This window comes from Microbispora sp. H10949 (assembly GCF_014161435.1).
GTDB lineage: Bacteria > Actinomycetota > Actinomycetes > Streptosporangiales > Streptosporangiaceae > Microbispora > Microbispora triticiradicis.
Genome location: NZ_JABBWZ010000007.1, coordinates 71,849 through 85,585 on the forward strand (window position 1 = coordinate 71,849; position 13,737 = coordinate 85,585).

The 13,737-nt window shown below is 71.8% G+C and carries 12 protein-coding genes; 9 read left to right on the top strand and 3 right to left on the bottom strand.

Going from position 1 to position 13,737, the window contains the following annotated elements:
• Positions 1–63 precede the first annotated feature (63 nt).
• The 3 genes from HHX40_RS19725 to HHX40_RS19735 form a co-directional block, all read right to left on the bottom strand.
• Positions 64–537: a flavin reductase family protein gene (locus HHX40_RS19725; protein WP_165900614.1), complete on the bottom strand. Its 474-nt coding sequence runs from the start codon at positions 535–537 to the stop codon at positions 64–66.
• A complete protein-coding gene (locus tag HHX40_RS19730; RefSeq protein WP_182881783.1) occupies positions 534–1,757 on the bottom strand; it encodes a styrene monooxygenase/indole monooxygenase family protein in 1,224 nt (407 codons plus the stop codon). Before HHX40_RS19730 ends, HHX40_RS19725 begins: the two co-directional genes overlap by 4 nt.
• Positions 1,758–1,880: 123 nt before the next feature.
• Positions 1,881–2,855 carry an AraC family transcriptional regulator gene (locus HHX40_RS19735; protein WP_182881784.1) on the bottom strand — a complete coding sequence of 325 codons (975 nt, stop codon included), beginning with the start codon at positions 2,853–2,855 and terminating at the stop codon, positions 1,881–1,883.
• A 306-nt stretch (positions 2,856–3,161) separates the two neighbouring features.
• Here HHX40_RS19735 and HHX40_RS19740 point away from each other — a divergent pair, with 306 nt between their 5' ends.
• The 9 genes from HHX40_RS19740 to HHX40_RS19780 all read left to right on the top strand — a co-directional run bounded on the left by HHX40_RS19740 (position 3,162) and on the right by HHX40_RS19780 (position 13,730).
• The gene (locus HHX40_RS19740; protein WP_182881785.1) at positions 3,162–3,995 is read left to right on the top strand and encodes a CPBP family intramembrane glutamic endopeptidase; all 834 of its coding nucleotides are present in this window, start codon (positions 3,162–3,164) and stop codon (positions 3,993–3,995) included.
• Positions 3,992–5,143 carry a sensor histidine kinase gene (locus HHX40_RS19745; protein WP_182881786.1) on the top strand — a complete coding sequence of 384 codons (1,152 nt, stop codon included), beginning with the start codon at positions 3,992–3,994 and terminating at the stop codon, positions 5,141–5,143. The genes HHX40_RS19740 and HHX40_RS19745 overlap by 4 nt, the downstream gene beginning before the upstream one ends.
• Complete coding sequence (locus tag HHX40_RS19750) at positions 5,140–5,799, top strand: response regulator (protein ID WP_182876031.1); 660 nt, start codon at positions 5,140–5,142, stop codon at positions 5,797–5,799. Before HHX40_RS19745 ends, HHX40_RS19750 begins: the two co-directional genes overlap by 4 nt.
• Positions 5,800–6,067: 268 nt before the next feature.
• A complete protein-coding gene (locus HHX40_RS19755) occupies positions 6,068–9,709 on the top strand; it encodes an AAA family ATPase (RefSeq protein WP_182881787.1) in 3,642 nt (1,213 codons plus the stop codon).
• 158 nt (positions 9,710–9,867) lie between these two features.
• On the top strand, positions 9,868–10,284 hold the full coding sequence (locus HHX40_RS19760; protein ID WP_182881788.1) for a hypothetical protein: 417 nt from the start codon (positions 9,868–9,870) through the stop codon (positions 10,282–10,284).
• 177 nt (positions 10,285–10,461) lie between these two features.
• Entirely contained in the window at positions 10,462–10,995 is a 534-nt protein-coding gene (locus tag HHX40_RS19765) for a toxin-antitoxin system HicB family antitoxin (protein ID WP_182881789.1), read from the top strand.
• Positions 10,995–11,936 carry a DUF4097 family beta strand repeat-containing protein gene (locus HHX40_RS19770; RefSeq protein WP_182881790.1) on the top strand — a complete coding sequence of 314 codons (942 nt, stop codon included), beginning with the start codon at positions 10,995–10,997 and terminating at the stop codon, positions 11,934–11,936. Before HHX40_RS19765 ends, HHX40_RS19770 begins: the two co-directional genes overlap by 1 nt.
• A gap of 16 nt (positions 11,937–11,952) precedes the next feature.
• Entirely contained in the window at positions 11,953–12,927 is a 975-nt protein-coding gene (locus HHX40_RS19775) for an ATP-binding cassette domain-containing protein (RefSeq protein ID WP_182881791.1), read from the top strand.
• Positions 12,927–13,730, top strand: a complete 804-nt coding sequence (locus HHX40_RS19780) for an ABC transporter permease (RefSeq protein WP_182882013.1) — start codon at positions 12,927–12,929, stop codon at positions 13,728–13,730. The genes HHX40_RS19775 and HHX40_RS19780 overlap by 1 nt, the downstream gene beginning before the upstream one ends.
• Positions 13,731–13,737: the final 7 nt, after the last annotated feature.

The following is a 13,737-nucleotide window of genomic DNA, read 5'->3' on the forward strand; positions in this document are numbered from 1 at the left end:
CGGCCGCCACAGGGCCGGGGCGCCGGCTCTCGTGGGAGGCGGAAGGAACGCGTCCGTTCCTCGTCATCCCGGGGAGGAGGCGAGCGCGCGGTAGCGGCCGGAGTGGAAGAGCAGCGGCTCCCCTCCTGACCGCTGGTGGTGCTCCACCTCGCCGACGAAGATGTGGTGGTCGCCGCCGGCGTGGACGGACACCGTACGGCAGGAGAAGGTGGCCAGGGTTCCGGCGAGCATGGGCAGCCCGGTGGGGGTGGCGAGCACGTCCACGCCGGCGAACTTGTCCGGCGCCGGAGTCGCGAACCGCCGCGACAGCTCGTCCTGGCCGGCGGCCAGGATGTTGACCGCGAAACGCCCCGCGCGCAGGAAGACGGGCGCGCTGGGAGCGCGGTCCGACAGGCACCACAGCACCAGCGGCGGATCGAGCGAGACCGAGCTGAAGGAGTTCACCGTGACTCCTGCCCGTTCCCCGCTCGGGGTCGCGGTGGTGACCACCGCGACCCCGGTGGCGAACTGGCCCAACGCGTCGCGCAGCGATCTCATGACGCGACCCGGTCGAGGTAGGCCTGTGCCTTGCCGGCGTCCATGAACCACTCGGCGTAGTCGGCGGGGTCGTCGAAACCGTTGACGAAGCGGGCGGCGATCTCCGGCACCTGGCCGGCGGCGCCCAGGAGCGCCAGGTGGTGCGGTTCGGCCGGGGCCAGCAGCGCGTTGGTCCAGCGGGTGACGTGCTGGGCCTGCGCCCAGAAGCGATCGAACGTCTGCCGCATCCAGGCCGCGTCGAACGGCCGCTCGCCGTGCTCCAGGATGGCCTGGAGGTAGGCCGCGGCGCACTTGGCGGCGTTGTTGCTGCCCTGCCCGGTGATCGGGTCGTTGAGCACCACCACGTCGGCGACCCCGAGCACCGGGGCGCCCGACGGCAGGACGGCGACCGGGCGGCGCACGGTGGGACTGAAGCGCCCGGTCAGCACCCCGTTGGCGTCGGTGAGCTCGATCCCGGAGCAGCGTGCCGCCTCCCAGGGGAAGAAGGTCTCCAGGATCTCGCGGCTGCGCGCCAGGTGCTCGGCGGGGCCGCGCACGTCACCCCAGCAGTCCATCGGCCCGCCCGGCACACCCTCGAACACCATGATGTCGCACGGGCCGCCGTGCGTCAGAGCGGGGAAGACGAAGTACTCCCCGACGCCGGGCAGCAGGTTGAAGCAGACCGCGGAGTGCTCGGGCCGGGGGGTGAGACCGTTGACGTAGGTGACCGCCAGCGCCCGCTGCGGGGTGCTGTACGTCGACCGCTCCGCGTCCCGCTCGAACAGGGAGGCGATCTCCCCCTTCCCCGCGGCGACCAGGACCAGGTCGTACTGGGCCGCGTAGGTCTCCAGATCCTGCGGAGTGGCGTCGTGGACGACGAGCTTGCCGCCGAGCCGTTCGACCTCGTCCAGCCAGGCCGGCATCTTCACCCGCTGGTCGACCGAGAGGGCGGGAGTCCTCAGCCGGGACGCCCAGCCGAGAGCCTTGCCACCCGCGGGGCTCGGGACGGATAACTCGATGCCCTCGATGGGCGGGCAGACGTCCGCCCACCAGTCCAGGCCGAGCGCGCGCTCATGTGCCCGGGCGGTGCCGAACATGCACTGGCCCGACATCACCCGGCCGTCGCGGATCGACTCCGGGGTGCGGTTGGAGACCACGGTGACGTCGTAGCCGTTCTGCAGCAGGCCGATGGCCAGGTGCAGACCCGCCTGACCGGCACCGACGACGAGGATTCTGCGCATGAGGGTGTTTCCTTCCGCTGAAAGTAGGGGTTTCAGCAGAAACTACGGGCGAGGTGGCCCGGCGAACCATCCACTCAGCGCGGATTCCGTCCAGCCGGCGCGGAGTTCGCCTCAGCCCCGTCCTCAGCCCCGTCTCAGGGTCTCCGACGGGTGCCGGCCGTACTTCTGGCGATAGAGCGCGGCGAACCGGCCCTGGTGGAGGAAGCCCCAGCGGGCGGCGACGCTCGTGACGGTGTGGCGGGCCGGATCCCCGGCGGCCAGCTCCTCGTGCACCTTGGTCAGCCGTACCTCCCTGAGCTGCGCCATCGGCGTGCGGCCCACGTGGACGCGGAAGCCCTCCTGGAGCGAGCGGCCGCTGACCGCCACCGCCCGCGCGACGTCCTCCGTGGTGATCGGGAGGTGGGCGTGCTGCTCGATGAACTCCAGCGCCCGGCGCACCACCTTGGGAAGCACGGGCGGCCGAGGCGCCGCCAGCCGTTCCCGGTAGTTGGAGGGCTGCATCGTGAGCAGGGAGGTGAGCAGCGCGTTCTCCAGGTGGGCGACGGCCAGCGGCTGCGTGGTCAGCCCGTCGTCGTGCTCGGCCTCGTGGACGATCAGGTCGGCCATCCCCCGCCAGGCGCGCGTCCATCCCGCGGTCAGGTCCATGCCCAGGTCGAAGACGACCGGCCGGTCGAGCGGCTCGCCGAGCATCTGCTCCAGCGAACGCTCGACCGCCGTGCGCTCGAACTTGACGATCAGCTTGGGGGTGCCCGCCGCCCACCGCATGTCGAGATGCTGCGTCGGAGAGGGGAGGGTGGCCGTCGTCGGGGTCGAGACGACTTCCTGGCTCCCGCTGCGGATCAGGCTGCGCCCGGCCAGCGGGATCAGCACCAGGAAGAAGGTGCCGAGGTCGCCGGGTTCGATGCGGACGTCGGCCCCGTAGTCGAGGTAACTGATCCGGACCGAGCCGAGCCGGATGGAGTTGAACCGCGCCGACAGCAGGGACGCCGCGCCGGTGAGGTCCAGCCGATGCGGGCAGAAGATCCTCGCCACCTCGTCACGGACCTCGTCGAGATCGGTGCTGGCGAAGACGGGCCTGTTGCCGAGCAGCACTTCCATCGATCCCCCACTCCGACGACCTGTCAATCGGATAATCGCGGGAAGCTTGTCGGCGTTCCAGGCAAAAGGACGCAGTCCACAGGATTGTCCCTATTAAGACCAGGGGGCGTACCTTTTTCGGCCCCGCCTTTTCGTTCGCTCGGCGGGACCGGCTTCGCGGGGGAGTACCGCTTGCGCCTGTCCCCCGTGCGAGCTACCCGCGAGTGTCCACTGCGTGGGGACGATTCCCGGCCGTCGAATCCCTAGCGTTTCCCGACGTAGCCGCGGCTCTCCGTCGCGGAGTCCCCCACGTAAAAGGGAGTCGTCATGCGGTTGTTGAAGCAGTTCGTGGCCGTCGCGTTGGTCGCCTTCGCCGGCAACCTGGGCATGGGCGCAGTACAGGGGAACGCGTTTCTCACCCTGGTCCTCGGTGTCGCCACAGCCATCCTCGCGGTGCTCGTGTACGCGTGGGCGGTGCGGTGGTCGGAGCGCCGCGCGCCGGTGGAGGTGGCCGGGAAAGGCGCCGCCTCCGCCGTCGGCCGCGGGATGCTGATCGGTGCCGGGGCGTTCACGGCCGTCATCGTGAACATCGCTCTCGTGGGCGGTTACCGGATCGAGGGCTTCGGCTCGGTGACGGGCGCGGTCGGGGTGCTCGGCTTCAGTGCCGCCGCCGCGGTGACGGAGGAGCTGCTGTTCCGCGGCATCCTGTTCCGGATCGTCGAGAAATGGACCGGCACGTGGATCGCGCTGGGACTGACCGGCCTGGTGTTCGGCCTGATGCACCTGGGCAACCAGAACGCCAACCTGTGGGGCGCGATCGCCATCGCGATCGAGGCGGGCGGCATGCTCGCCGCGGCCTACGCCGCGACTCGCACCCTGTGGCTGCCGATCGGCCTGCACTTCGCTTGGAACTTCGTCGAGGGCGGCGTCTTCAGCACCGAGGTCTCCGGCAACGGCGCGACGCAGGGGCTGCTGCACGGTGTGATGTCGGGTCCGGCCGCGCTCACCGGCGGCGATTTCGGGCCGGAGGCGAGCACGTACGCGGTCGTGTTCGGCGCGCTGCTGACGATCGCTTTCATGTGGCTGGCCCGCCGGCGCGGCAACCTGGTCCCCATGCGGCCCGGCGCCCGGGCGGATGCGAGCGCTACGCTCACCCAGTGATCGACTTCCGGCGGGTCACCGACCTGTGGCGGCGGTGCGACGTCGTGGTCCGGGATGCACCGTTCGGGCTGCTGCTGGCCGTCGTGTCGCTGATGCCGGCGCTCTACGGCAAGGGGACGCAGGTCGGGGACCTGCCGATCCGTCCCTTCGACGCGCTGGCGTACGTGGTGATCGCCCTGGAATGCCTTCCGCTCGCCGTGCGCCGGCGTTGGCCGGCGGTGTGTCTGGCTCTGGTGTCGCTCGGCTTCGTCCTGGACCAGATCCGCGCCTACCACGTGTTCGCGAGCAACGCGATGCCCATCGTGCTCATCAGCGCGGGCATCCATCTGAAGCACCACCGGCGCGTCACCGTGGTCCTCCTCTCCGCGGCGTACGTGCCCCTGGCGTTCGAGCTCGGGCGGATCGGCGCGACCGAGAAGGTGGAAGGCTACGCGGTGTTCTACCTGGCGCTGGCCCTCGCGTGGGGCATCGGGGCCTGGCTGCGCTCCGCCCGGGCCGCCGAGGAGGAACGCCGCCGCCATGTCGCCGAGACCACCCGTGCCGCGGAGCGCACCCGGATCGCCCGCGAGCTGCACGACGTCGTGACCCACCATGTGACGGCGATGGTCGTGCAGGCCGAGGCCGCGCGCTACCTGACCGCGGCGCCCGATCGCCTCGACGCGGCCCTGAGCGCGGTCACCGACACCGGCCGGCGGGCCATCGCCGACCTGCGGCACCTGCTCGACCTGCTCAACCCCGACCACACCGACGTCAGGATGCCGTCCGTCGGTGAGCTCCACACGCTGGTGGAGCAGACGCGCCGGGCCGGGCAGCCGGTGGAGTTCGCCGAGGACGGCAGGCGGGCGGAGTCGGCCGGCAGCGCCGAGTTCGTGGCCTACAGGGTCGTGCAGGAGTCCCTGACGAACGCACTCAAGCACGCCCACGGCAGCCCCACGGCGGTCCGCGTGCGCTATGGCGAGGAGGAGATTCTCGTGGAGGTCAGTACCGGCGGTTCCGCCTCCCGGGCCGGCTCGCCCGGCGGAAGCGGGCGGGGCCTGGCCGGGCTCCGCGAGCGGGTCGACGCCCTGGGCGGCGAGTTCAGCGCCGGCCGGCGGACGGACGGCGGCTTCGTCGTACGGGCGCGGATCCCCGCGGGGAGCCCGTCGTGACCGCGCCGATCCGGGTCCTGGTCTGCGACGACCAGGCGCTGATCCGCACCGGGTTCGCGACGATCATCGATGCCCAGCCCGACCTGGAGGTGGTGGGCGAGTGCGGCGACGGTCGCGCCGCGGTCGATCTGGCCCGTCGGCTGAGCCCGGACATCGTGGTGATGGACGTACGGATGCCGGTGCTCGACGGCATCGAGGCGACCCGCCTGCTCGCCGGCGCCGGGGTGGCGGACCCCGTCAAGGTGCTCGTGGTGACGACGTTCAACCTGGACGAGTACGTCTACGAGGCGCTGCGCGCGGGGGCGAGCGGCTTCCTGCTCAAGGACGCCCCGCCGGCGCAGCTCCTGCACGGCATCCGCACCGTCGCGACCGGTGCCGCGCTGCTGGCTCCCGAGGTGACGCGGCAGCTCGTCGGCAGATACGCGGCGCGCATCCGTCCCGCCGCGGGCACACCGGACGACGTCGCGCTGACCCCGCGTGAGCTGGAGGTGCTGCGCCTCATCGCGGACGGCCGGTCCAACAGCGAGATCGCCGCGGCACTGGTGATCAGCCAGGAGACGGTCAAGACGTATGTGTCCCGCATTCTCACCAAGCTCGACCTGCGCGACCGCGTGCAGGCGGTGGTCTACGCCTACCGCAGAGGCCTGGTGACCTGAAACAGACCGGACGGGCACCGGCCGGCGTCGGTCGGACCGTCCTCCGTACGGAGGCGTCGCCTCACGCGTCCGAAGACCTGCGGAGCCAGGGCGCCGAACCTACACTCGCCACATGGAGGACGCCAGGGTCGGGTTCGCCCGGCGATTACGGGCGTTGATGGATGCCTCCGGGCTCTCTGTGCGTGGGCTGGAAGTGGCCAGCGCCCGGACGCCTCGCCGCCGTACGGGACAGCGGCCGATCCGGTTGCCCCGCGGCACGGTGGGCGGCATGACCAGCCCCAGTTCGCCGAGCCTGCCCGAACAGCACAACTTCGAAGTCTTCGTCGACACCTGCCTCAGGGTGGCGGCCGCGGCGGGACGGGTTCTGCCCGACGGACTCGGCGAGCGTGAGGCGTGGGACGAGGCGTACCGGGAACTGCGCGAGCAGACCGAGGAACGCGGCCCGGCGGCGGTCCGCGCTCCCCGCCCGGCCGAGCCGCCGGCGCCCTACCGCGGCCTGGAGACCTTCGGCCCCGAAGACGCCGACTACTTCTTCGGACGTGACGCGCTCACGGCCGCCCTGCTGGATCGGATGACCGGCACCGGCGGCCTGCTGATCGTGTTGGGGCCGTCCGGTTCCGGCAAGTCCTCGCTGCTGCGGGCCGGTCTGGTGTCCGCGCTGACCCGGGACGCCGCCACCTCCCCTGTCGTCCTCACACCGGGCGCCGACCCGCTGCGTACCCTCCGCGGCCTGGCCGGGGCCGGCCACGACGTGAGCACGGACGAGCTGAGTGAGATCCTCAGGGGACGATGGGCCGGCCGGGCGGTCGTCGTCGACCAGTTCGAGGACGTGTTCACCTCCGCGCGCGAGAGTGCCCGCGGGCGGTTCATCGAGGTCGTGACGGCCCTGGCCACCGGGTCCGGGGCCGGCGGGCGCGCGGGCCCACTGGAGGTCGTCCTGGGCGTCCGGGCCGACTACCTGGGCCACTGCACCCGCTACCCGGAGCTCGTCGCGGCGATCGAGCGGCCGGTGGTGGTCACGCCGATGACGCGCGACGACCTGCTGCGGGTCATCAGGGGCCCGGCGCGGCTGGCCGGCCTGACCCTTGAGGAGGGCCTGGCCGAGCTGCTGCTCGAGGATCTGTACAGCGACCGCGACTACGCCGATGCCGTCGGAGTGCTGCCACTGCTGTCGCACGTGCTGCGCCAGACGTGGACGCACCGAGAGGGGACGCGCCTGACACTGGCCGGATACCGGGCGTCCGGGGGCGTCATCCGGTCCCTGGCGCAGACGGCGGACGCCACCGTCAACGCCCTTGACCCGGCCTCCCGCCGGACAGCCCGCCGGCTGCTCACGCGGCTGGTCCATCTGGGAGTCGACGCCGCGGACACGGCCCGGCGGATGCCGCTGGCCGAACTGCCGGACGACCCGCGTGTCAAGGAGGTGCTCGACCGGCTGGCGCAGGCCCGCCTGGTGACCGTCGACGCGGAGAGCGCGCGGATCACTCACGAGGCGCTCATCCGCGGCTGGCCGCGGCTGCGCACCTGGGTGGAGGAGGACCGCGCCGACCTGGTGGTCCTGCAGCGGCTCGAGGCCGACGCGACCGATTGGGATCACAGCGGGCGCGACCCGGCCTACCTGTACGCCGGCAACCGCCTGCAGGCGGCACGCGAGGCCTACGCCGCCGCCTCGTGGCAGCACCCCGCCGACGGCTCCGCCACGCCCGCCTTCCTGGCCGCCTCCGAGAACGCGGCCGCCGAGGCCAGGCGCACGGTCAGGCGCCGGCGGCGGCTGGCCCGGGGGGCGCTGGTCCTGATGACGGCTCTGGCTCTGGCCGCCTCGGCCGCCGGAGTGCTGGCGGTGCGCGCGGCGGACCGGACCGAGACGCAGCGCCGCGAGATCCTTTCGCGGTTGCTGTCGGCGCGTGCCGACGTGATGCGTACAGCAGACCCGGTTCTTTCCGGCCTGCTCTCCGCGGCCGCCTGGCGCCACGCGCACACCGACGAGGCCACGTACGGCATGCTGGCGGCGCTGGCCACACCGCTGCGGTCCGTGCTGAACAGTTCGTCCACCGACGTCACCGCGGTCGCCGTCGGGCGGACCGGCATGGTCGCGACGGGAGGAATGGACGGGACGGTGCGTCTTTGGGATGCCACGGGCCGGCCCAAGGGCCCGCCGCTCACCGGCCATCACTCCGGCGTCTATCCGGTGACGTTCGGCCCGGACGACCGCGTCATCACCTCCGGTGACGGCGACGAGGAGCACGACGGGATCATCCTGGTGCGCGACGTCGCCACCGGACGCCCTCTCACCACGCCGCTGACCGGACACAAGGGCCAGCTGACCTCGATGGTCTTCAGCCGGGACGGCGCGGAGCTGGTCACGGCGGACGACCATCAGATCGTCCAGCGCTGGGACACCCGCACGTGGCGCCGTCTGGGTGAGCCCATCGGCCCGTTCCGGCATGGCAGCGACGTCTGGACCACGCTGAGCCCCGACGGCAGAGCCATCGCCGTCCAGACCGACCGCTTCAGCAACTCCTCCACCTGGCAGGTCTGGGACCTGGCCGGCCGCCGGAGCTTCGGGCCGCCCATCTCGGCGAGAGCGCTCGCCTTCAGCCCGGACGGCCGGACGATGACGACCGCGTACTGGAACTTCAACGAGGAGGGCAGCCTGGTCCAGCGATGGCGCCTGACCGGTCGATCGAAGCTCGGCAAGCCGGTGCGCGTCGGCGTCTCGGTCTACTCGACGATCTACAGTCCCGACGGCCGGACCGTCGCGATCGGCTGCGGCGACGGCACGGTGCGCTTCCTCGACACCCGCACCCTCCGGCAGACGGGTGCCGTGCTGAGGGGCCACTCCACCTACATCGCCGACCTGGCCTACTCCCCCGACGGCACCCGTCTGGTCACCACGGCCTATGAGCGGAGCGCCCGCATCTGGGACACCACGGTCTGGGCGCAGACACCCGGCCCCGCGCGCAGCGCCGAGCAGTCCGCCTTCGGTGCCGCGATCAGCGGCGACGGACGGGCCGTGGCCGTCATCGAGTGGACAGGCCGGCCGGGTGACATCGAACCGGAGGTGCGGCCGCTGGACGCCGTCACCGGCCGGCCGACAGGCGACCGGCTGGGCCTCGGCCTGCGTGATCAGATGTATGTGCCTCCCAACGGGATGGTGCTGAGCCACGACGGTCGCCTCCTGGTCGTCCACGCCATCCATGTCACCGACGACGAGCGGGGCGTTTCGACCTTCGCCGGTGACGACGGCCAGCTCGTGATCGTCGACCTGGCCACGCGCCGCCGGAAGGGTGCGATCGACCGCTATCCGGATGCGATCAGTGCCACCGCCATCAGTGCCGACGGCAGTGTGATCGCCACGGTCGGAGAGAGGATCGTCCTGCTCGGCACCACGACGCTGCGGCGGATCGCGGCCTCACCTGTTCTGAGCCACCCCGACGACGACCACGTCGTCGCCGCCGTCTTCGATTCCACGGGCAGGCTGGTCATCACCACCGAGACCAACGGAGCGAGCACCGGCAGTGTCATCCACATGTGGCGCATCGGCGACTGGAGCCAGATCGGCAGCATTTCCAGCCCTGGCTCCGTCGTCGCCATGACCGTCAGCTCGAACGGCCGCTACCTGGCGACCGGGGACACCGACGGGACTCTGCGCCTGTGGGACCTGCGGACCCGGCGGGAGATCGCGGTGGCACAGCCCACCGGAGACGCCGAGCGGCCGTACGGTCTGGCGTTCGGTGCGGACGGCGCGACCGTGCTGGCCGTCGCGGAGAACGGCACGATCACGCGCTGGCCCATACCGTTGCCAGCCGACCCGTACCGCGCCGTGTGCGCCCTGGCCGGACGGGCCATGACGTCGCAGGAGTGGAACCAGTTCGCGCCCGGTGAAGACCCTGTGGCGACCTGCGCCTGAGGTGTCCGGACCTCCGGACACCAGTGAGCCACCGCCGAGCACGGTCTGAACAGCGCGAACGAGGGCGCCGCCCCATAACCGTCCGGTCCTTCTGGCCGGACGGGCGGAGGGGCTCGCACTGTGGGCGGCGACCCCAGACTCTCCCTCCGGAGGCGTTCATGCCCGCTCGCCTGATCACCACGACCCTCGCGTGCGCGGTGGCCCTCGCCGCCGTCACGACGCCCGCCCGCACCGCATCCGCGACCACCGCCTCCGCCGCGGCCCGGTGGAGCGGCTGCACGGTGTCGAGCTGTTCGTTCTACTTCACCTCCACGACCACGGCCGCGATGAAAAGGGCGGCCGACCGGGCGGACTGGCTGTCCGGGCCGACCACCGACATCATCTGCGCCCGCGTTCCCAACCGGCTCGTCGCCCTGGGGTGCTCGATCGCGCTGCTCTACCCGTACAACAGGGCCAGGAACCGCCTGAACGAGGCCTACGCCCTGGGTGGCTGCTTCGGAGTGAAGGCGCAGCTCGGATTCACCCTGCCGGTCAGGTTCGTTGCTGTGCCGCCCGGCTCCTCCTTCTGCCGGTGATCGTCCACCGCCGGCCGTGAGGCGGGGCAGCCGCAGGCAGACGCGCCTTTCCCCGGCGGGGGATCTGTTCAGGGGCACTGTCACCCGGCCACCGCCACGCATGTGGCGTCTTTAATGACGCTACTTCATGCGATCTTCCGGCTTGCTATGACGTCAATGTGATGCCATGCTGACGTCATGGACCTTGCACCTTATGTCGATCACCTGCGGCGTGAGCTCGCGATGGTCGCCGGGGCGGGCGGCGAGGACGTCCGTGCGCTCGCCGAGCGCCTCGCCGCGACGCTCGAATCGGCCACCCGGCTCGCGCTGCTGGAGGCTCTGTCGGCCGCCGCCGACGAGATCACCCAGGACCTCGCGCCGGGCTCGGTCGAGGTGCGGCTACGCGGGCGTGACCCCGGTTTCGTCGTGACGCCACCGCCGCAGAGCCCTCGCCCGTACGAGGGAGGAGGCGAGACCGGGCAGGCCGAGAGGCCGCCCGCACCGCCGCCCCCCTCGGACGCCGACGAGGGTGGGACGTCCCGGATCTCGCTCCGGGTCCCCGAGCACCTCAAGCCGCGCATCGAGGAGGCGGCCGCACGTGAGGGGCTGTCGGTCAACGCCTGGCTGGTCCGCGCCGTCGCCGCCGCGCTCGACCCCGGCACCGCCGACCGCCGCTCCGGCCGGGGTGCGGCGCAACGGACCGGCAACCGCTACAGCGGCTGGGTGCGCTGATGAGCGCCGACAAGAAGGCCGGGACGCGGACCTTCGACACCCCGCAGCCCGTCCTCGTCGTCCTCGACATCGCGACCGCCACCGTCCGGATCAACGCGAGCGGCCGCACCGACACCGTCGTCGACGTCCGCCCGAGCGACGAACTCAACGACGCCGACGTGCAGGCCGCCCGGCACATCCAGGTGGACTACGCCGACGGCAGGCTCCTGGTGCGGACCGACAGGGAGCACGCGGGCTCCGCCTCCGGCTGGGGCCTCTCGCTCGGCAGGCTCGTCGAGTCGCCCGCGAGCTGGGCACGCTCGCTGCTGCTCGGCCCGGGCTCGGCCGACGTGACGATCGATCTGCCGGCCGGCTCCCGCGTCGACGCCAAGACGGCGGGGGCCATCCTGTGCCGCGGGCCGCTCGGTGAGGTGACGCTCACCACCTCCTACGGCGACATCCGGGTCGAACAGGCCGGTCGGCTCCGGGTGAAGAGCACCCACGGCGACATCTCGGTCGTCCGCGCCTCCGGGCACGCCGAGGTCACCACGACCCACGGTGGCATCCACATCGGCGAGGTCGACGGCACCGCCGCGGTCAGGACCTCCCACGGCGCCGTCCGCATCCGCGAGGTGACCGGCGAACTGCGGCTGAACAGCGCCCACGGCGACATCGCCGTCGACCGCGCCCTGGCCGGCGTCGCCGCCAAGACCGCGTACGCCAGTCTGCGGATCGGCGAGGCGGTGTCCGGCTCGATCGCCATGGAGACCACCGGCGGCGGCCTGGACGTCGGGATCCGGGAGGGCACCGCCGCCTGGCTGGACGTGGCCTCCACGTACGGCACCGTGGACGTCTCCCTCGACCCCGGCGACGACCCCGGCGACGATCCCGGACGGACAGACCGGATCGTCGAGGTGCGTACCCACACCACCTACGGCGACATCGTCGTCCACCGTTCCTGACCCCAGGGAGATTCTCATGCCAGACGCGATCGTGGCCGAGGGCTTGGTCAAGAGGTACGGCGACGTCGCCGCCCTCGACGGGATGGGGCTGACCGTCCCCGAGGGGACGGTGTTCGGGCTGCTCGGCCCGAACGGCGCCGGCAAGACCACCACGGTGCGAATCCTCACCACACTGCTCAAACCGGATGCGGGCCGCGCCACGGTGGCCGGGTTCGACGTCGTCCGTGACGCCGACCGGCTGCGTGCGCGCATCGGCGTCTCCGGCCAGTACGCCGCCGTGGACGACCACCTCACCGGCGCCGAGAACCTGGAGATGGTCGGCCGCCTCCACCACCTGGGCACCAGGCGCAGCAGGGAGCGCGCCCGCGAGCTGCTGGACCGCTTCGACCTGACCGGCGCGGCCGACCGCCCCGTGCACGGCTACTCCGGCGGCATGCGGCGCAGGCTCGACCTGGCCGGCGCGCTGGTCGCCGGACCGCCCGTGCTGTTCCTCGACGAGCCCACCACCGGCCTGGACCCCCGGGCCAGGATCGGGCTGTGGGAGGTCATCGCCGAGCTCGTCGCGGGAGGCACGACGGTGCTGCTCACCACGCAGTACCTGGAGGAGGCCGATCGGCTTGCCGACCGCATCGCGGTGGTCGACCACGGCCGCGTGATCGCGCTCGGCACGGCCGACGAGCTCAAGGACCAGGTCGGCGGCGACCGGATCCAGCTCTCGGTGACGAGCACGGCGAATCTGGAGAGCGCCGCCAGGACGCTGGCGCCGCTGGCCGTCGGGGATGTGCTGATCGACACCGCGGCCCTGCGGGTGACGATCCCGGTGACCGGCGGCGCGGCCACCCTGACCGAGGCGCTCGGCCACCTGGCCGCCGAGCGGATCACCGTACGCGATGCCGGTCTGCGCCGCCCGACCCTGGACGACGTGTTCCTGAGCCTCACGGGCCGCCAGGCCGACGAGAAAGCTGACGAGAAGAGCAAGGAGACCGCGTGATGAACACCCTGCGGCTGGCCGTCGCCGACGGCGTGACGATCACCAAGCGCAACGCCCTGAAGATCCGGCGCGCTCCCGACCTGCTGGGCGGCGTGGTCATGCTCCCGATCGTGTTCGTGCTGCTGTTCACCTACGTCTTCGGCAGCATGATCAGCCTGCCCGGCATGTCGTACGGGGAGTACCTGCTGCCCGGGATCTTCGTCATGGCCATCGTCACCAGCGCCCAGATCACCGGATACACGCTGACCCAGGACCTGCAGAAGGGCATCTTCGACCGGTTCCGCACGCTGCCGATGTCACCCTCCGCGGTGCTGACCGGTCAGACCCTCAGCGACCTGATCATGAACGTCACCAGCATCGCCACCATGGCCGTCGTCGGGCTGCTCGTCGGATGGCGCGTCCACGGCTCGCCGTTCGAGGCCGCCCTCGGGTTCCTGATGCTGCTGCTGTTCGCGTACGCCTTCTCCTGGGTGACGGCCACGGTCGCGCTGGCCCTGCGTACGCCGGAGGTCTTCAACAACATCGCCACCATCATGTCGTTCCCGCTGGTCTTCCTGTCCAACGCCTTCGTCGACAGCGCCCGGCTGCCCGGGCCGCTGAAGCCGATCGCCGAATGGAACCCGGTCTCGACGCTCGTCCAGGCGGCGCGCGAACTGTTCGGCAACACCAGCCCGGCCCTCCCGGTGCCCGGCGCCTGGCCGCTGCGGCACGCGGTGCCCGTGTCGCTGCTGTGGACGGCCGTGCTCCTGGTCGTGTTCGTGCCGCTGGCCACGCGGCTGTACAAGAGAGCCGTCAGCCGATGAGCCACGC